Here is an 18,294-nt window from a genome sequence, read left to right as displayed (position 1 = left end):
CGGCGGCACCGACGGGGCACCGACACGAACACGGCCAACCGCTCGACTCCACACGGCTGGTCGTGTCCCGGAACGCGGCGAAGCCGGGGTACGCCTACATCGACGACCATGGCCGGGCCGCGCTACTGGCCGCCGCGCACCCGGAGGTCGCACAGCAGCTGCTGTGGGAAGCCCTGGCCGCATCGCGGGGAAAAACCCTGGTCAACTGCATCACCACCCCCAACGAGTGGGCGATCGACGTCGGCCTCGCGGCCCGACTGGACATCGCGCACGAGGGCTATCTCGCCGTCCGCGGGATGCCCGTCCCGGCGCCCTACCTCACCAACGGGCACTTCCTCTGACACGCCCCCGCGACGAGCCCCGACTCCCCCGCACAAACCGCCCCCGTCACCAACCGACCCTCCGGTGACCGCTGTTGCCCCGCCGCCCGGAAGCGCCGGCCGGGGGGCGCTTCACCGCACGCGGACCGGATGCGTAAGGTACGAGCGGCCCGCGAGCCGTGCGCGCCGGGGGCCGAGGACCGGGGGCGGCAGGGATGACGGGGATGTCAGGGACAGCGGAAGCGCCGGACGTGGGGCTCCCGGCCGGACAGCGCTCCAACGCGGTGGTCTTCGCGGCGGACTACGGCGAGGCCGGCGCCGTCAACGAGCTGGGACGCAGCGCCGGACTGCCCACCGCCGCCGGCGCCCAGAACACCAACTGGTGGTGGGGGCCGGTCAACCCGCACGCTACAACCGTGGTGGCCGTCGCCCCCGGCCCCGACTACGCCCCCGGCTACGCCGCCCACCTGCACCGGTACTTCCGGCACGTCCGGGTGGCCGCCACCCTCGCCAACCCCGACGGCGTGCACAACATCGAATGGGGCGGTCACGTCTATGTCTGCACCGATCCCCGCCGTCCCTGGGGCGCGATCTGGCCCGAACTGCGCAAGTACGCCTGAGGTGCCGACGCACTGTTGGCACGCGCCCATCCCTTGTCGAGCAGAATCCCGACGCCGACGACGAAGAGTGGCACTCCGATCACGAGGTGGATCCAGCCCCACGAGGTGAGGTCGAACCGATAGGCGTACCCGGGCGGGGAGAACACGCTGTCGCATGTGATGCCGGTGATGCGCAGAAGAACGCTGAGCGGGCCGGTCACGGGGCAGGGCAGGGCAGCCGATCCAGAAGTTACCGGCGGGTTGGAGTGCCGGAAAACCGCAGGTGGCACCCGCTCCCCCGCCCTGAACCCTGACCGGAGGCCGGGAACGGCGGCAAGCTGACGGCCGGCCGGCGTGAGCCCCTATGTCTGGTAGGCCGCGGAGATCTGGCCGACCAGGACGGCGAACGGCATGTCGAGGGCGGCGTAGACGGCAGCGGATTCGGGCGAGGCGTTGTCGGCCAGCGCCTCGACCATGAGGGTCGCGTAGTCGCTGACGATGACGCCCGCCTGCTGCATGCGGAGCAGGCCCGCCTCCCGCTTCGCCTGGCTGAAGGTTCCGGAGGCGTCCACGGCGACGTACGCGTCGAGCCCGGCGGCCGTCGCCGAGATCGCGGGCAGCGCAGCGCACACCTCCAGCGACACCCCGGCGAAGATCAGCTTCTGCCGCCCGGTGGCTTCGATGGCCCCGCGGACACGGTCGTCGTGCCAGGCATTGACCGTACTGCGGTCGATGATCTTCTGCCCGGCCGGCAGCGCCTCGACCAGTTCGGGGGTGGTCGGCCCCCACATGCTCTCGGCCGCCGTGGTGGTGACCACCAGAGGGATACCGAGTGTGGTCGCCGCCCGTGCCAGCGCCACCACGTTGTGCTTCAGTTCTCCGACCGGGATGTCTCGGACGCCGGACAGCAGGCCCACCTGGTGATCGACCAGCACCACGGCGGCGTTCTCCCGGGTGACGGACTCCAGGAACTTGCTGCGCTCGCTCATCTTCCGCTCCTTTGAGGGTTGAGCCACAGCCTCATTGGTCACTAATCTTGATAGTCAAGATTAGTGACTATTCGAAGCTATACCTCGCCCCTCTGGAGCGCAAGCATCGGTCGGGGCGGCACCGCCCGGAGTTCTCACAGCGCTGCCCGGAGCCACCGTTCGGCCGACTAAGATCGCTGGCCACGCGGCCCGGTGGTGGGCAGCCGGCGCGAAGGGAGAGACATTGACCGGGCACCAGGCTGCGGAACCGGACCTCGGCGTGCTCGCCGCCCGGATCCTCTTCTCCGTTCAGCGCGAGTTGTTCACCAGGCTCGCCGAGCAGGGCTTCGACGACATCCAGCCCCGCTCCGGCGCCGTCCTCGCCCATCTGCGCGCGGACGGCATCCGTGCCAGCGAACTCGCCCGCGCCTCCGGCCAGCACAAGCAGGTCATCGGCTCCCTCATCGACAGCCTCGAACGCCTGGGCTACGTCGAGCGCCGACCCGACCCCGCGGACCGCCGCGCCAAGCTGATCCATCCCACCGAACGCGGCCTGCTCCAGATGGAGGCCGCCGCCGCCATCATGCACACGATCGAGGCACGCCACGCCAAGGCACTGGGCAAGCACGAGTACGCCGCCTTCAAAACGGCTCTCCAACGTGTGGCCGATCCCCCACGCGCGGCCCGGCGCGACAGCCGAGATGCCGGGGCGGAGCCGGATTAGCCACCTGGTCGCGCACTGCGGCCCCTGGCGCTTCGGCTGCTTCGACCACCCGGGACGATCGACATGCGGCAACTCGTCGAACACGACTGCTCGTGCGCTCAAGGAGAGGGGCGTCAGGCACTTCCGCGCCGCAACTCCCTTGCCCAGTCCTGTAGTTCGGGGTCGGCCAGGCTGGTGCCGAGCCAGTCGTGGTCGAGGTCGCCGCCCGGCAGGGACGGTACGACGGCGACGTGGAGCCCGGCAGCGCGTGCCGCCGCGATGCCCGTTGCCGAATCCTCGAAGGCGACGGAGCGCGTAGGGGCCGCGCCGAGTGTCTCGCACGCCGTGAGGTAGAGCTCCGGTGCGGGCTTGGGGGAACGTACCTCGTCGGCGGCGAACGAGTGCGGGAAACAGTCGGCGAGGCCGGCCGACCACAGCGCCACGTCCAGCAGTTCCCGGGGGCTGTTGCTGGCCACGGCGACGGGTACGGCCGCCCGACAGGCGCGCACGAGTTCCGCCGCCCCCGGAAGGGCCGCGGCCCCTCGGGAGAGCTCCTTGCGGACTCTTTCGAGGAGTTCGGCAGCGATTTCGGCGCCGTCGCCGGGGCAACCGAGGTACTGGGCCATGGACTCCGCCGCGGCCTCGACGGTGCGGCCGATGACCAGGGCTTTCTGCTCATGGCCGAAGGGATGGCCGTGCTCCGCGAAGATCGCGGTCTCCGCAACGGTCCAGCAGACTTCGGTGTTGACCAGCAGACCGTCGCAGTCGAAGACCACGGCCTCGGTGTCGGTGGGGAGCACGCGCATGCGGCTGTCCTTTCGCTTCGGGTGGTGCACGGGTTGTCGGTTCGGCGGCTGTTGGTGGACGTGCGATTGCGCCGCCCGGTGCCTCACTGCCCGAGTGCGAGCCGGATGCCGAAGGCGGCGATGACCGTGCCGGTGATGCGGTCGAGGCAGCGGCGGGCCGAGGGGCGTTGCAGACGGTCTCGGACCATGTGCGCGAAGGCGATCAGCGCACAGGCCCAGCCGACGGCCAAGAGGATGTGCACACCGGCCAGGAGCACGCCCAGCGCAGGGTGCGGGGCGCCGGCGGGCATGAACTGCGGGAGCACCGCGACATAGAAGGCGCCCATCTTCGGGTTGAGCAGATTGGTCACGACGCCCTGTCGCCAACCGCCGAGCAGGGTATCGCCGGCCCCCCGCCCGGCCTTGCCCTTCCTCGTAGTTCCAGTCGCGGCCGCATCCCCGGTCTCCGATGTCTGCGGGCTCTCGCTCGACGCCTTGCGCCGAGTGGCCCACAGCATCCTGCCGCCCATCCACACCAGGTAGGCGGCGCCCACCCAACGAAGAGTCTCGTAGGCGAGGTGAGAGGCAGTCAGCAGCGCGGTCACACCGAGCGAGGTGAGTGCGCCCCAGGCCAGCGTGCCGCACTGGATGCCAAGGACCACGCCCCAGGCTCGACGACGGCGCCCGAGCGCCGCGGTGCGCAGGATGAGCGCGGTATCCAGTCCGGGCGTGAGGGTGAGAAGACCCACTATCAGGGCGAAGGTCCCTATCGCGTGCAGGGTGATCATGAGCGATCACCCTAGGTCGACAAACGACGGAACGTCCATATTCCTGCCCGGGATCGGGCAGAAATTGCGGTATTCATCGTCGATTTCGCACACCACACCTCGGAGGGAAACCGATATGCGAAATATGCCCGATGATTCGATGCCTGGCGGCGGTCACCCGGCACCGCCAGCGGCCGACCGCCGAGGGGACGCCACGGCACTGTCATGTGTGCGGCGTGAGGCGGATCAGGGCCGCCGACGCCAACGCAAGGACGCCGCACACGCTCCACAGCAACAGGTAGGCCGTCAGCGACGGTTGATGCGTGGACTGGATCAACAGGCCGCTGAAGACCGCGGCCGCCGCGGCTCCGGCGACGCTGCCGCCGGCCGTCTTGAGGTTGTAGTAGACGGCGGTCGACGCCGCCGCCCGGTCCTGTGGGCTGCCCTCGGTGATGACTGTGGGCAACCCACTGACCGCAAGACCGACGCCCACGCCCGAGAGCAGGTGTCCGCCGTACCACGTCGCCATGACGGCGTGCCCCACGATCTGCACCCCGAATCCGGCGCCGACGAGGAGGAAGGCGAGGGCGAGCATGGTGCGGTAGCCCAGTCGATGGCCGACGGAAGCCGACGCACCGGCGGCCAGGAAGCTGATCAGGGCCGGGACCGCGATCCACAGGCCGATCTGCCAGTGCGGCAGGCCGAAGCCGTAGCCGGCCTTCTCGGGGGCGGCGTCGAGGAAGGCGACGGTGATGCCTTGCCCGCCGAGGATCACGACGCCCGCGGTGAAACCACAGGCGAAGGCCGGTGCGATGGCGCGGCTCGCCATCGCCCGCACGTCGACCAGGGGTTCACGGCTCCGCAGCGAGGAACGCACCCACAGCCCCAGGGCCATCGGCGCGAGAAGCAGGCCCCCTACGACCAGCGGGGAGCCCCAACCCCTCGTGGTGCCTTGGGCGATGGAGCCGAGCAGCAGCGTGAGGCCGAGGCCCAGCAGAACGGCCCCCGTCCAGTCCATCCTGCCGCTCGCCAGCCGTCCGGTCTCCGCGATGCGAGGGGTGAGGGCGAGCACGAAACCCGCGCCGGCCAGCACCACCAGGTTCCACAGCACCGTGCGGCCACCGCCGGCAACGGACGCCAGGGGCCCCGCCGTTGCCGTACCGGCCGTCGCCCCGAGGATGAGCGCCGCGGCGAGCAGACTGATCGCACGACGGCTGGCCGCGGTGTCCAGTCGGTCCCGCACCAGTCCCACGGACAAGGGAAGCAGGGCACTGAGCGGACCGAGCAGGACTCGGCCGGTGAGGAAGAGAGCCAGGGTCGGCGCCAAGGCACACAGCACGGAGCCGAGGGTGATCGACCCCAGCGCGACCCGCAGCATGCGGCGGTGGCCGTACAGATCGCCCAGGCGCCCGAAGGCCGGTACGCACACCGCGGCGGACAGGAACTGTGCCGCGGTGATCCACATCGCCGGGCCGGTGGTGGTGTGCAACGCGTCGCGGATGACGGGCAGCAGGGAGACGACGCTGCCCTGGATGAACCCGTCGAGCAGCACGAAGACGAGGAGGGGGCCGATAAGGGCTGAGGGAACGGACACGGACATGCTGCGGGCAACAACCGTGCTCATGGCACTCCAGGGGCAAGTTCACAACGGACGGTCGCTGCGGACCGGTCCGCGGCCCCGAAGGCATTGCCCACGCCACTGCCGCAAAACGCGACGCGCCCACAACAGCGCTCTCCCGGGCGACACGATTGCGCCGTGTGAGTGCTCCACCGCAGCGCCGGAGCATGGCCGGAGCCCCGCCGCTCGGACGACGCTTCCCTCCGCACAGTCAGACACCGGCACGGCTCCGCGTGTCACGAGGCTCCGGTGCCTGGTTCGGGCCGCCCCGGAGCGAAAATCCAGGTGCGTACCTGCCTGTGGCCGTCCCTATACTCATGCGAACTGACGAAGGACAGGACGTACAGACAGTGAAGCTGGCTGAGGCACTGGCAGAACGCGCCGAGGCGACGCGCCGTGTGGAGCAGTTGCGGGCCCGCGTCGTCAGCACCGCGCGGTACCAGGAAGGGGAGACGCCCGCCGAGGATGCGGCCCAGTTGTTGGCCGAGGCCGGTGAGGTGCTGGACACCCTGGAGACGCTGATCCGAAGGATCAACCGGACCAACGCCGCGGTGGAGATGGGCCCGGACGGCACGCTCACCGACGCGCTCGCACGCCGGGATGTGCTGCGGCTGCGCCATGCGGTGGTCACCGCGGCGGCGGATGCGGCAGCGGGCACCGGCGAGCGGGGCTGCGGTCGGAGCTGATGGGGGCGGGCTCGGGGTTCCCCCATCGCAGCATGCGCAGCCTCCGCACAGCCACCTTCATTGGCCGGCGGCTGGCGGGCAGTTGGCGGGCAGTTGGCCGCTAACGATCGGTGTGTGCCTCGAAGAGGCTCCGCAGATGGGCCAGGCTCCGCTCGGCCAGCGGGCGCAGAGCCGGTGCGGCGGCGCGGGCGTCGGCTCGTAGCCTGTCGACGGCGTCGGCACCGAGAGCTTCCTCGGCTTCGGTTGCGAAGGCGGGTTCGGCGAGCCAGTCGTCGAGGAGGCGCGGCGTGACCTCCAGGTGGAACTGCAGGCCCCAGGCGACCGGGCCGGCTCGGAACGCCTGGCACTCGGTGGAGTCGGTACGGGCGAGGACGCGGGTCCCGGGATCGGGGACGATGCGGTCACCGTGCCAGTGCAGTACCCCGGGGGCGTCGGCCAGCGGGCCGACAACGGGGTCGTCGCGGTCCACGTCGAGCAGCGGCGCCCAGCCGATCTCGCTGCTCCGACCGAGCTCGCTGCCGGGACGTACCACCAGGCCCCGGGCACGAGCGAGAAGTTGGGCCCCGAGACATACCCCCAGCGTCGGAACCCCGTGCCGGAGTGCGTCGGCCAAAAGCTCGCGCTCCACCTTCAGGGCCGGATGGCCGGCCAGGTCGTCGGCGTTCATGGGGCCACCCATCACGACGAGCCCCGCCAGCTCCGACACCGCAGGCAGGTCCTTGGCCGAGGCTCCCGGAACGTCGATCAGGTTGCGGATGTCGATGCCGAGGCCGCTGCCGTCCAGGGCGTCGAGGATCATGCCGGGCTTCTCGACTTCGACGTGTTGCAGGATCAGGACGGTTCGTGCGGGCATGAGACGGTCTCCGGAGACGACGAGCAGGTGGGAAATGGTCCGCCTACACCCGTAACGTGGCAGGTCAGGGGGGCAGACTGGCGGATACGGTCCAGGCCGACCCGCGAGCCGGGGCGTCACAGGACGGGCCTCAAGCGCCGGGTCTCAAGGGCGAGGACGGTTCCGCTCCGCACCTGCCCGGACCGAGTACTGATCCAGGACGGCGCGCAGCCGATCGACATCAGTCGCAGCGCCGAGTCCGCGCTTGGGCAGCAGCGTCATGGTCGAAGCGTTCTCGTCCCCGCTCAACAAGAGGAAAATCCCCGGGGTTTCGACGTAGCGGGGCGTCGCCGGCCAGGAGAGGGAATGGGTTGCCTGGGCCGTCGAGACGGTGACACCGGACGCGTCGACGACGATGCGCTGCTCGCCCTTGGCGGCCGCGAGCCGGTGGAAGCCGCGGGCCTGCAGACCGGTCTGCCCCAGCATGATCACGACGAACACCGCCAGCCCGATGATCAGCGGCACATCCAGTCTGCCCTTCTGCGCCAACCCCAGCACCGTCGCGACGGTCAGGCAGACGCCCGTCGCGGCCAGCAGCCAGCGCGTCCGGCGGGCGGATTTCGACGTTCTGGCCCGCGCCCCCAACGCCTCCTTGAAGTCCTCGACCGTCGGCGTGTACGACAGCTCGATCTTTCCCGTCTCCGTCACGATGGCGTCCCCCGTGTTCTGCCCGGGCCCCGGGCCTGCCCGGCCCTGTCTGGCTCTGTCTTGCCGCTGTCTTGGCGCTGTCCGGCGCTGTCTGGTGGCAGCGGCCGGCAAGTGATCCTAACGTCGCAGTCGACGGGACCGACTGGCGGTCGATGCGGGACGGCGGTCCTGCCTGGGTACTGCACCAGGCGTCGGGCGTCCAACGTCGGGCATCAGGCGTCCGGCGTCCGACCTCCGACCTCCGGCGAACTTCATGCTCGCCCCGTGGGGCCCGTACGTTTCCCCTGGTCGCCCCGCGCCTGGGTCGGGGCGACGTCGCCACCGGCGGGCCGGAGGATCGGGGAGCCGAGGCAGCGGCAGGCGAGCAGCGCCATCCCCAGTTCGGTGGGGCGCTCGTGGACCGAATGCCCCATGGTCTCCTCGGCCTTGCGGATGCGGTACTGAACGGTGTTCTTGTGCAGGATCTGGTGGCCGGCGGTCGCGGTGTAGCTGCCGCCGGTGGCCAGGAAGATCTGCAGTGTCTCCCGCAGCCGCGCCGAGTGCTCGTCGTCGGTGGCGAGGTCGCCGAGGACGTTCCACACCCAGGCCCGGGTGCTGTCGATGTCCTGGCACATCAGGGCGATCGGAGCGAACTCGGGGTAGGCGGTGACCCGGAGGCCCGTGGCGGCGGCCAGCGCGAGTTCCTGTGCACGCAGTGCCTGTCGGTGGGTGCGCCGGAAACCGTCGATGCCGGACCCCACCTCGCCCGCGCAGACGCGTGCGGTGGGATCGCCGCCCTCCACCGTGTCCGCCAGCGCGGGCCAGGCGATCTCGCCGCGTGTGCCGAACGGCAGCCAGGCCCAGGCAAGCGCCTCGTCGCGAGCCACGAACAGGGGCTCGCCGGCGCAGTTCAGCTCGGCCGCGATCTTCCCGGTGAGCCGGTCGAGGCGGGCCAGCGCCGCCCCGCCGTGGCACCGTTCAGGCAGCCACAGCACCAGGCCGACGTGGTGCTGCCGCAACCGGTACCCGAGCACCGAATCGGTGCGGTCGGGGACCGCGGGATCGCCGTCGAGGATCTCCCGCACCCGACCGGTCCGGGCGGCGGTCTGGCCCAGCAGCCAGCGGTCGCGTTCGAGTTGGTAGACCTCGATGACCTGCTCGGTGACCCGGTCGATGTAGTCGAAGCTCACCGCCAACATGCGTCGAGTGGTGCGGGCGGAGACGTTCTCGTCGGCGCACCGGCGGTGGAGTTCGTCGAGGCACCACTGCAGGAAACGTAGATGGCCTATGCGGTACGCCCTGACGAGCGCGCTGATGGGGATGTTCCGCTGGGCCAGGCGGCGGGCGTACTCCACCGCCGCCACAGGCGCTTCGGCGTCTTCCAGGAAGATGTCGTGTTCAAAGATGTGCAGCAGGGTGACGACGTTCTCCGAGACGCTCGCCCGCAGCAGGCCGAGGATCGCCTCGTCGCCTCTGAGCTGCGGGATCTCGGCCAGCAGGTGTTCCCACACATCCCGGCTGACCTCCGGGGCGTTCGCCCCCACCGCCGATGCCACGACCGCCAGTCGCTCCGTGGCCTCGGCGTCACCCACGGGCATGTGACCAGCGTAATCCGGTTCCCACGAGCACGCATGGAGCACCTCGACGCCTTCTGTCGCGGCAGCGCTACGGTGGGTGATTCGTGCGGTCGGCACCACTCCCCCGGGAAAGGTCGTACCCGGCGTCCGATGGCTTCTCGCCCGACGCTCTCTAGCCTGATCCCGAAGGACCACCGGAACGGGGAGGGGAATCCGGAGAGGAGCACCGTACCCATGAGCGCGATACCTCAGAACACGATGGCACCCGTCGACCTCACCACCGTCGGCCCCGGGAACGGGCATCCGGTCGTCCAGCCGCCCGTACTGGGCGGGTCCGACTACACGGACTACTACCTGCTGAACGACCTGTTGGACGACGAGCAGAAGGCCCTCCGCCGGAAGGTCCGGGACTTCATGGACCAGGAGGTCACCCCCATCATCAACCCCTACTGGGAACGGGCCGAGTTTCCCCACGAGTTGGTTCCCAAGCTCGCGCAACTGGGCATCTCCGGCTTGCAGATCAAGGGCTACGGGTGCCCGGGATTCAGCAATGTGACGGCCGGCGTGGTGATCCTGGAGCTGGCCCGCGGTGATCTGAGCATCTCCACCTTCACCGGGGTGCACGCGGCCCTGGCCATGATGTCGATCGCCCTGCTCGGCTCGGACGAGCAACGTGCACGCTTCCTGCCGCCGATGGCGCGCCTGGAGAAGATCGGCGCCTTCGGCCTGACCGAACCCGCCCACGGCACGGACGCGGTCAAGCTGGAGACGACCGCGCGCAAGGACGGCGACGCCTACGTACTCAACGGGCACAAGCGGTGGATCGGCAATGCGACCTTCGCCGACTACGTGATCATCTGGGCCCGCGGCGAGGACGGCCACGTCGGGGGCTATGTCGTCGAGAAGGGCACCCCCGGCTTCGAGGCCGAGGTCATCACCGGCAAGACGGCGTTGCGCTGCGTGCAGAACGCGCAGATCTCCCTCACCGACGTCCGCGTGCCCGCCGAGAACCGCCTGGCCGACGTCCACACCTTCCGGGACACCGAGAAGGTCCTGCTGGCCTCGCGCTTCTGCGTGGCCTGGGAGGCGATCGGCGCCGCCATCGCCGGCTACGAGACCGCACTGGCCTACGCCAAGCAGCGCAAGCAGTTCGGGATACCGCTGGCGGCGTTCCAACTCATCCAGTACCGGCTGTCGCGGATGCTGGCCGACATCACCGACATGCTGTGCATGCAGTACCGGCTCAGCCAGCTCATGGACGAGGGCAAGTTCTCGATGCCGCGGGTCGCCCTGGCCAAGATGCACTACACCGAGCGCGCCCGGGCCATCCTCGCCGATGCCCGCGACATGCTCGGCGGCAACGGCATCATCCTCGACTACCACGTGGCCAGGCACCTGTGCGACATCGAGGCCATCGACACCTACGAGGGCACCGACACGGTGCAGGCACTGATCGTCGGCCGCGACATCACCGGCTACAGCGCCTTCGTGCCGCCGACTCCGGGCGCCGGCCGTTGAGGGAGCAGCCATGGACGACACACCGCTGCTGCAGGGACTCCACGTCGTCGACCTGGCCAGTTTCATCGCCGGGCCCGCCGCGGCCACCGTGCTGGGCGACTTCGGCGCCGACGTCGTCAAGGTCGAGCCGCCGCGCGTCGGCGACACCTACCGGGCCTTCAGCCGCATGCCGCCGAACCCGCGGGTCGAGGGCGTCAACTACGCCTGGCAGCTGGACAACCGCAACAAGCGCAGCATCGAGCTGAACCTGAAGTCCCCCGGCGCCCGGCCGGTCCTCGAAGCCCTGGTGCGGTGGGCCGACGTGCTGGTCACGAACTTCCCCCCGCCGGTGCGGGCCAGACTGGGCGTGGAGTACGAGGACCTGGCGCCGCTCAACGGCCGCCTGATCTACGCGGACGTCACCGGCTTCGGCGAGACGGGACCGGACGCCCACCTGCCCGGCTTCGACGCGACCGCCTACTGGGCGCGCACCGGGCTGATGGACCTCACCCGCCAGAGCGACGCCCCGCCCGCGATCAACGTCTCCGGCGCGGGCGACCACTCGACGGCGGTCACCCTGTTCGCCGGGATCATGACCGCGCTGTACCGGCGTGAGAAGACCGGCCGGGGCGCTCGGGTCACCGCCTCCCTGATCGCCGAGGGTGCCTGGGCGGCGGGTGTCTGGCTGCAGGCCCTCCTGGTCGGCGCCAGGAACCCGCGCCCGGTGGACCGACTGCACCCGCCCAACGCGCTGGCGAACACCTACCGCACCGCCGACAACCGCTGGCTGCTGCTGGCCTTCGTCAACGAGGACAAGCAGGTGCCGCTGTTCCTCCGGGCGATCGGCCATCCCGAGGCGGCGGAGGACCCGCGCTTCAAGGACTCCGCGAGCCGGCACGTGCACTCCGCCGACATCGTCGCGCTGCTGGACCAGGCGTTCGCCAGGCGCCCGCTGGCCGAGTGGCGCACACTGCTCGACTCCGCCGGGCTCACCTACGGAGTCGTCCAGACACTGGAGGAGAGCGCGGCCGACCCGCAGCTCAAGGCCAACGGAGTCCTCGTGCCGATCGAGTCGGACGGCGCCGCCCCCCACCTCACCATCGACAGCCCCGTACGGCTCGACCAGGAGCGGAAGGTCCCGCCGCGGCCCGCCCCGGACCTCGGAGAGCACACCGAGGACGTCCTCGGCGAACTCGGCTTCGACGCCGCCGCGATCGAGGGACTGCGCGCCGCGGAGGCGATCCCGCCGCCACGGTGAGCCGTGCCGCCGGCTCCGGTCCGACCACCGCCCGCCCCAGCGTCGCTACGGTGAGGAGTAGACGACGAGAACCTGTTCCGGGGCATCGGCGACGGTGAACGCCGCATGGCCGAGGGTCAGATCGCCGCGGGAGGGGTGCCGGACGCGCTTGCTGCCGGTGCGGTGCCCGGCGATGTCGTACCGGGGCCACCATGCGTCCGCCTCGGCGCTGCCGGCGCGCAGCTCCGCGGCGAGCCGGCGGAACCGCTCGTCGCCCGGGTGCCGACCGGCGTTCGTCCGGAGCCTGGCCAGTACCGACTGCGCCACCGACTCCCAGTCGACCAGTACGTGCCTGGCCTCGGGATCGAGGAACACCCAGCGTGCGAGGTTGGGACGGTCGGCGTCCCGTCGTCGGACCAGTCCCGGGAAGAACTCCGCGGCGGCGGCGTTCCAGACCAGCACGTCGGCGGCGGCCCCGGTGACGTAGGCCGGGGCGGGAGCGACGAGCGCGGGGACCGCGGCGACCTCGGGAGCGACGGTCTCGACCACGGGCGGACGGGAGTCCTCGCGGCCGACGGAGCGCCGCTGACCGGCGGCCCCCTCGGCCAGCGCGCGGAGATGAGCCCGCTCCTCCGGCCCGAGCCGCAGGGTGTCCGCGATCGCCGCCAGGACCTGATCGGACGGGCGCACGTCCCGGCCCTGCTCCACATACGCGTACCAGGTCGTGCTCACCCCCGCCAGCACCGCCAGCTCCTCCCGCCGCAGACCGGGCGTGCGGCGGCGGGCCGATTCCGGAAGCCCCACGTCGGCCGGGCCGATCCGCTCGCGCCGCGCCCGCAGGAACGCTCCGAGCTCGCGCCGCGCGACCGCCGCCGCGTCCTCCCGTCCGGCGCTCTTCCTGGTACTCCTGGTTCCACCATCAGGCATGTCTGGATACCGCCCCTCGCCTCGTGTGGACTACACAGCCATGAAGGCATGGCAGATGACCACACCCCAAAGCGGCCTGCACCTCGCGGAGTTGCCCGACCCCCCGCTCCGCGGCGGCGGCGCGACGCTCGACGTCCTCGCCGCACACATCCCTGCGTACACCGACGTCCTCGTGGCCGGAGGACGCGGTGGCTTCCCGACCCCGATCGTACTGGGGGCCTGTGGGATCGGTCGGGTGACGGCCACCGCTGACGACGTGTTCGGAGTGCGGCCGGACGATGTCGTCGTCGCCAATGGGCTGTTCCGGTCCGGGCGCCTTGCCCACCCGGAAGAGGCGTTGCTGGCCTGGACCGGGATCGGCGGTGCCGGCCGCGCCACACCGACCACCGAGCGGATACGCGAGGTGTGGCGTGACGGACTGTACGCCGAACGGGCGGTACAGCCGGAGCGGACCCTGGTCGCCCTGCCCGGCGCGGACGCCTACCCGGCGCCCGAGCGGCTCGCGTTCCTGCCCTGGCTGAGCATCGCGGCCGAAGCGATCGACCGGGCATCCGTGCGCGCGGGGCACGTCGTCGCCGTGGTCGGCGCGACCGGTCAACTCGGGGCGGCGGCCGTGCTCGTCGCACTCGCCCGCGGCGCCGCGGCGGTCGTCGCGGTCGGACGCGACCGCGACTCGCTCGCCGCACTCGCGGGCCTCGATGCGCGCGTGCTGCCCGTGCCGCTCAGCGGCGACCGCGCGACCGACGGGAGCGCGATCGCGGCGGCGGCCGGGCCGGTCGACGCGGTCGTCGACACGCTCGGCGCGGTGCCGAGCCCGGGCCCGACGATGGCCGGGTACGACGCGTTGCGCCCGGACGGCTCCTGGGTCCTCGTCGGCGGAGTACGCCAGGACCTGCCGATCCCGTACGGCGACTTCATGCACCGGCGGTTGACGCTGCGCGGATCGTGGATATGCCGCGACGCGACCATCCTCGACGTGTGGTCGATGGTCCGCGGCGGCGTGATCGACCTCTCGGCACTCGACATCACGGTCGTCGGGCTCGACGACCCCACCGCGGCACTCACCGCGGCGTCCCAGTCACGCGGCCTGGGCATCGTCGTCCTGGTCCCGTGACCGAGCGCCACCGCGTCGCCGAATCGGACCAGGACAGGCAACGGCAGGCCGAGCTACCGCACGTCGCGGGGACCGCGCTCCCGTGGATCGCGCCGGCCCCGACGTGACGGCCGACGAATGGGGTTGCGGCGGAGCGGGTGGACCCGGGGAGGATATGTCCATGGACAGTGCGACAGACGACGTGAACCAGGCGATCGCGGGCGAGTTGCAGCTCATGGACCCAGGGGTCCGCGCCTCGCGGGAGCGCGTCCGCCGGCTCCTGGACCCGGAGTTCGTGGAGGTCGGCGGATCGGGGCGGCGGTGGACGTACGAGGCCATGGTCGCCGAGCTGTCCAGTCGTCCGGGCCGTTCGCCGGATGCTCCCCGTTACGAGCCCTCGGACATCTCAGGCGTGCGGCTCGCCCCGGGCCTGGTGCATCTGACCTTCGAGACCGTACTCGGCGATGTCAGGACCAGGCGTAGCTCGATCTGGCGCAAGAGGGACGAGGGGGCGGGCTGGCGGATGTACTACCACCAGGCCACACCCGTGCCGCCCGGTGTGGACACGGCCTAGGGTACGGCCGAGCCGCCGAAGTCACCGGCTCCGGCGCGTTGTGGCAGGTGCCCGAGGTGCGCGAAATCCGTTTCGCGTGTTGCTCCGGCGCCTCTACTGTGGCGCGGTGATGACTCAGGTGATCGTTCTCAATGGTGGTTCCAGCTCCGGGAAGTCCGGGATCGTCCGGTGTCTGCAGGCGGTCCTGCCGGATCCGTGGCTGGCGCTCGGGACGGACACGCTGGTCGAGGCCATGCCGGCGTCCATGCAGACGTCGGACGGCGGTATCGAGTTCGCGTCGGACGGAGAAGTGGTCGTCGGGCCGGAGTTCCGCGCGCTGGAGGCCGCCTGGCTCGAAGGGGTGGCCGCGATGGCCCGAGCGGGCGCCCGGGTCATCGTCGACGAGGTCTTCCTGGGCGGAGCGGACTCACAGCAACGTTGGCGGAAAGCCCTGGGCGAACTCCCGGTGTTGTGGGTCGGCGTGAGGTGTGACGGTGCGGTCGCCGCGGGCCGCGAGGTGGCACGAGGCGACCGCATCATCGGGATGGCCGCGTCCCAGGCGGAGGCGGTCCACCAGGGCGTGGAGTACGACCTGGAAGTGGACACCGTGCATGCCGAGTCGATGGAGTGCGCACGGAGCATCGCCGCACACGTCAAGTGATCGTAGTCGGCCGTCCCGCCGGGCCCGGCGGTGGCCCGGCGTCTGATCACGGAGTTCGGCTGCTCATCGCGTCCCCATGTCGTAGGGGGTGCCGTCGGCGACGGCCTGGAGCTTGTCGGGGTTGGCCACGTTGTGGAGGGCGATGATGCGGCCGTCGGTGTCGAAGTCGAAGGTGACGGTGGCGATCACGCGGTCCGGGGCGCTGAACACCATGCCCAACCCGCCGTTGATCTCGGCGAGTTCGGCCTTCATGTCGGCGGGGTCGATGCCCTGGTAGGTGACGGTGCCGATGGCCGCGAACCAGGCGGCCACCGTGGCCGCGCCCACGACCGGGCGAAGTGCCTGGCGGACTTTGCCGCCGCCGTCGGTCCACAGGGTGACGTCCGGGGACAGCAGTTCCAACAGGGCGTTGACGTCGCCGCCGGTCGCGGCGGCGAAGAACCGCTCGGTGGCCTCGCGCTGCCGCGACCGGTCCGCGGCGAAGCGCGGTCGCCGGGCCCGCACGTGCTCGCGGGCGCGGTGTGCGGCCTGTCGCACCGCGGCCTCGGAACGCTCCACCGCTTCCGCGATCTCGGCGTGACTGAAGTCGAAGACCTCCTTCAACACGAACACCGCGCGTTCGAGCGGGCTGAGCGTCTCCAACACCACCAGCATGGCCATCGACACCGACTCGGCATCCATGACGGCCTCGGAGGCGTCCCCTCCGGTGAGGATGGGCTCCGGCAGCCACGGCCCCACATAGGTCTCCCGCTTGTGCCGGGTGGAGCGCAGGCGTTCCAGTGCAAGGTTCGACACGATCCGCGTCAGGTACGCCTTGGGGTCGGCCACCTGCGAGCGGTCCGCGGCAGACCACTTGATCCAGGCGTCCTGGACCGCGTCCTCGGCATCGGCCGCGGTGCCGAGGAGACGGTAGGCCACGGAGAACAGCAGGTTGCGGTGCTCGTGGAAGACCTGCTGGTCGGGGTGGGTTGCGGGGTTGGTCACCGGGTCTCCTGGGTGCGGGTGAAGCGGCCCCCACGGGGCCAGAACGCGCCCGAGGCGGGCATCTTCTTCATACGGCCGTAGGTCGGCCAGGGCGAGGCGGTCACCGTCTCCTTGTACCGGACCGCCATGCGGCCGGTCAGGCAGATCCGGCGCGGACTGTCGTCGGGGTGGGTGAACTGCACCACGGCGTCGCCCCGGCCCAGGCTCACCGGCGTGTGGTAGTAGCCGAAGCGGAACGGCTTGGGCTGCTTGCCTTTGAGAACGCGGTCGATCGAGGTCGCGGCGTGCACACCGGTCGGCATGCCGCCCTGGCAGGTGCCGTGCATGACGCCGTATCCCTGGCGGATCGCTGCCGCGTCGCCGATCGCGTACACCTCGGGGTGGGACACCGAGCGCAGCGTGGCGTCGGTGACGACGCGTCCGCGCTCGTCGACGGCCAATCCGGCGGCTGCCGCCAGCGGCGACACCCGCGTACCGCTCGTCCACAACACCGCCTCGGCGGCGATGCTCTCCCCGCCCGCCAACTCGACCGAGTCGGGCAGCACCTTCGCCACCTCGACGCCGGCGCGCACCTGGACGCCGAGCCGGCCGAGCGCGGCCCGCAGATACGCCGCGGCCTTCGCGTTCATCGTCGCGCCGGGCTCCTGGCGGCCCAGCAGCACGACGTTCAACTCCGGGTACCGTTCGGCGATCTCGGCGGCCGATTCGACGCCGGTCAGCCCGCTGCCGACCACCGCCACCGTGCCGCCGCCGAGCCTCCCGAGCCGGTCGGCCAGCAACTCGGCCTCCTGGACGGTGCTCAGGGAGTACGCGTGGTCCTCGACACCCGGCACCGCCGAGGTGTCGGCCACCGTGCCCAACCCATAGACCAGCGTGTCGTAGTGCAGGACTCGGTGGTCGTCGATCCGCACGGTCTTCGCGTCCGCGTCCACCGCCGTCACCCAGCCGCGCACGAACCGTGCGCCCGTGCCCTCCAGCACCTCCGGGATGCTCAGCTCGGCGAGTTCCTGCCCGGTCGCCGTCATGTGCAGCCGCAGGCGCTCGGTGAACCGCTCCTGCGCGTTGACCACGGTCACCTGCACGCCCTGGCGTCGCTTGGTGCGGGCCGCGAGCTGAACGGCCGCGGCCATGCCCGCGTAACCCGCTCCCAGAACCACCACCCGGTGCGCGGTCTCCGTGCCGGTGCCCTGCTGTGCGTTCATCGTTCCGCCCTCCTTGATGCGCTGCTGACGACCACCAGATGGAAGCTGGCCGCCCATACGTGACATGAGGTCGATGTGACGCACAACACAGGGCGCGGAGGGGGCGGTTGGACCGTGCCGGTCAGGAGGCGGCGCCGATCCGATCGCGCAGCCCTTCGGCGAAGGTACGCGCCGCCACCAGATCGGCGCCGTTGGGACGTCCGCTTTTGATGCCGCCGACGAGCTTGAACGGAAACGAGGTGTCGAAGCCGCGGCACGAGAAGGTGTCGCGCACCTCGAAGCCCCTCTGCTGGAGGAGCCGCACGAGGGGGCGGGTGAAGGGCCGGACCCGCAGTGCGGGAAGCCCGCTGGTGGTGAACACGAACGCGTTGCGCCGTGCACCCGTCGGGAGTGCCTGGACGAACTGGCGCAGCTGCGGATGGACGTTCTGCATGAAGATCCCGGAGCCGAATCCCACCAGGTCGCAGGTGGCGAGTTCTGCCATATCGACCTGTTCGGGGGCGACGACCCGGGCCTGGAGCACCTGACCCATGGCGTCGGCGACCCTCTTGGTGTTGCCGTGGGACACGGAGGTGCACACGATGACGGCCTTCATGAT

Annotated in this window: 20 protein-coding genes and 1 pseudogene; 9 read left to right on the top strand and 12 right to left on the bottom strand. The window is 70.9% G+C overall.

Features of this window, described 5'->3' with window-relative positions; genetic code table 11:
- Positions 1–62: 62 nt before the first annotated feature.
- Together MOV08_RS41160 and MOV08_RS41155 are read left to right on the top strand one after the other, a co-directional pair.
- On the top strand, positions 63–341 hold the full coding sequence (locus MOV08_RS41160) for a hypothetical protein (RefSeq protein ID WP_052287230.1): 279 nt from the start codon (positions 63–65) through the stop codon (positions 339–341).
- A 203-nt stretch (positions 342–544) separates the two neighbouring features.
- A complete protein-coding gene (locus tag MOV08_RS41155; protein ID WP_275311315.1) occupies positions 545–940 on the top strand; it encodes a hypothetical protein in 396 nt (131 codons plus the stop codon).
- On the opposite strand, the gene MOV08_RS44295 is transcribed toward MOV08_RS41155, so the two are convergent.
- Positions 874–1,140, bottom strand: a complete 267-nt coding sequence (locus MOV08_RS44295) for a DUF7144 family membrane protein (protein ID WP_420834260.1) — start codon at positions 1,138–1,140, stop codon at positions 874–876. The genes MOV08_RS41155 and MOV08_RS44295 overlap by 67 nt on opposite strands.
- 141 nt (positions 1,141–1,281) lie before the next feature.
- Positions 1,282–1,908: an isochorismatase family protein gene (locus MOV08_RS41150; RefSeq protein ID WP_039639382.1), complete on the bottom strand. Its 627-nt coding sequence runs from the start codon at positions 1,906–1,908 to the stop codon at positions 1,282–1,284.
- A 223-nt stretch (positions 1,909–2,131) separates the two neighbouring features.
- Here MOV08_RS41150 and MOV08_RS41145 point away from each other — a divergent pair, with 223 nt between their 5' ends.
- Positions 2,132–2,611 carry a MarR family winged helix-turn-helix transcriptional regulator gene (locus MOV08_RS41145; RefSeq protein ID WP_275311313.1) on the top strand — a complete coding sequence of 160 codons (480 nt, stop codon included), beginning with the start codon at positions 2,132–2,134 and terminating at the stop codon, positions 2,609–2,611.
- Positions 2,612–2,724: 113 nt separating this feature from the next.
- Here MOV08_RS41145 and MOV08_RS41140 read toward each other — a convergent pair whose 3' ends face one another.
- The 3 genes from MOV08_RS41140 to MOV08_RS41130 all read right to left on the bottom strand — a co-directional run bounded on the left by MOV08_RS41140 (position 2,725) and on the right by MOV08_RS41130 (position 5,766).
- Positions 2,725–3,396 carry an HAD family hydrolase gene (locus tag MOV08_RS41140; protein WP_275311311.1) on the bottom strand — a complete coding sequence of 224 codons (672 nt, stop codon included), beginning with the start codon at positions 3,394–3,396 and terminating at the stop codon, positions 2,725–2,727.
- A gap of 83 nt (positions 3,397–3,479) precedes the next feature.
- Positions 3,480–4,163, bottom strand: a complete 684-nt coding sequence (locus MOV08_RS41135; RefSeq protein ID WP_275311310.1) for a LysE family translocator — start codon at positions 4,161–4,163, stop codon at positions 3,480–3,482.
- Positions 4,164–4,365: 202 nt separating this feature from the next.
- Positions 4,366–5,766 (bottom strand): MFS transporter, encoded by a 1,401-nt coding sequence (locus MOV08_RS41130; RefSeq protein WP_239010292.1) that lies wholly within the window; start codon positions 5,764–5,766, stop codon positions 4,366–4,368.
- 344 nt (positions 5,767–6,110) lie between these two features.
- Between MOV08_RS41130 and MOV08_RS41125 the strand changes: the two are divergent.
- Positions 6,111–6,431: pseudogene (locus tag MOV08_RS41125) on the top strand (DIP1984 family protein); the annotation flags it as partial.
- Positions 6,432–6,546: 115 nt separating this feature from the next.
- Here MOV08_RS41125 and MOV08_RS41120 read toward each other — a convergent pair.
- The 3 genes from MOV08_RS41120 to MOV08_RS41110 form a co-directional block, all read right to left on the bottom strand.
- A complete protein-coding gene (locus MOV08_RS41120) occupies positions 6,547–7,299 on the bottom strand; it encodes a type 1 glutamine amidotransferase (protein WP_275311307.1) in 753 nt (250 codons plus the stop codon).
- Positions 7,300–7,443: 144 nt separating this feature from the next.
- Positions 7,444–7,986, bottom strand: a complete 543-nt coding sequence (locus tag MOV08_RS41115; protein ID WP_275311306.1) for a YcxB family protein — start codon at positions 7,984–7,986, stop codon at positions 7,444–7,446.
- 251 nt (positions 7,987–8,237) lie between these two features.
- On the bottom strand, positions 8,238–9,563 hold the full coding sequence (locus MOV08_RS41110; RefSeq protein WP_275311304.1) for a PucR family transcriptional regulator: 1,326 nt from the start codon (positions 9,561–9,563) through the stop codon (positions 8,238–8,240).
- Positions 9,564–9,776: 213 nt separating this feature from the next.
- On the opposite strand from MOV08_RS41110, the gene MOV08_RS41105 reads away from it, so the two are divergent.
- Both MOV08_RS41105 and MOV08_RS41100 read left to right on the top strand, forming a co-directional pair.
- Positions 9,777–11,060: an acyl-CoA dehydrogenase family protein gene (locus MOV08_RS41105; protein WP_275311302.1), complete on the top strand. Its 1,284-nt coding sequence runs from the start codon at positions 9,777–9,779 to the stop codon at positions 11,058–11,060.
- Positions 11,061–11,070: 10 nt separating this feature from the next.
- A complete protein-coding gene (locus MOV08_RS41100; RefSeq protein WP_039639377.1) occupies positions 11,071–12,297 on the top strand; it encodes a CaiB/BaiF CoA transferase family protein in 1,227 nt (408 codons plus the stop codon).
- A gap of 45 nt (positions 12,298–12,342) precedes the next feature.
- On the opposite strand, the gene MOV08_RS41095 is transcribed toward MOV08_RS41100, so the two are convergent.
- The gene (locus tag MOV08_RS41095; RefSeq protein WP_275311300.1) at positions 12,343–13,203 is read right to left on the bottom strand and encodes a helix-turn-helix transcriptional regulator; all 861 of its coding nucleotides are present in this window, start codon (positions 13,201–13,203) and stop codon (positions 12,343–12,345) included.
- Positions 13,204–13,258: 55 nt separating this feature from the next.
- On the opposite strand from MOV08_RS41095, the gene MOV08_RS41090 reads away from it, so the two are divergent.
- From MOV08_RS41090 to cpt, 3 genes are all read left to right on the top strand, one after another.
- Positions 13,259–14,317, top strand: a complete 1,059-nt coding sequence (locus MOV08_RS41090) for a zinc-binding dehydrogenase (RefSeq protein WP_275311299.1) — start codon at positions 13,259–13,261, stop codon at positions 14,315–14,317.
- A gap of 160 nt (positions 14,318–14,477) precedes the next feature.
- On the top strand, positions 14,478–14,870 hold the full coding sequence (locus tag MOV08_RS41085) for a nuclear transport factor 2 family protein (protein WP_275311298.1): 393 nt from the start codon (positions 14,478–14,480) through the stop codon (positions 14,868–14,870).
- Between the two features lie 109 nt (positions 14,871–14,979).
- Entirely contained in the window at positions 14,980–15,510 is a 531-nt protein-coding gene (gene cpt, locus MOV08_RS41080; protein WP_275312035.1) for a chloramphenicol phosphotransferase CPT, read from the top strand.
- A gap of 63 nt (positions 15,511–15,573) precedes the next feature.
- Here cpt and MOV08_RS41075 read toward each other — a convergent pair whose 3' ends face one another.
- The 3 genes from MOV08_RS41075 to MOV08_RS41065 form a co-directional block, all read right to left on the bottom strand.
- Positions 15,574–16,494 carry an RNA polymerase sigma-70 factor gene (locus tag MOV08_RS41075; protein WP_275311296.1) on the bottom strand — a complete coding sequence of 307 codons (921 nt, stop codon included), beginning with the start codon at positions 16,492–16,494 and terminating at the stop codon, positions 15,574–15,576.
- Entirely contained in the window at positions 16,491–17,696 is a 1,206-nt protein-coding gene (locus MOV08_RS41070) for an NAD(P)/FAD-dependent oxidoreductase (protein WP_275311294.1), read from the bottom strand. The genes MOV08_RS41075 and MOV08_RS41070 overlap by 4 nt, the downstream gene beginning before the upstream one ends.
- Before the next feature lie 121 nt (positions 17,697–17,817).
- Positions 17,818–18,291, bottom strand: coding sequence for a flavodoxin family protein (locus MOV08_RS41065; protein WP_275311292.1), 474 nt, complete (start codon positions 18,289–18,291; stop codon positions 17,818–17,820).
- Positions 18,292–18,294 lie beyond the last annotated feature (3 nt).

The sequence above is a fragment of the Streptomyces yunnanensis genome, assembly GCF_029011865.1.
Taxonomy (GTDB): Bacteria; Actinomycetota; Actinomycetes; order Streptomycetales; family Streptomycetaceae; genus Streptomyces; species Streptomyces yunnanensis.
The sequence above is the reverse complement of the archived record's forward strand: the minus strand, read 5'-3'. Positions and strand labels throughout refer to the sequence as shown.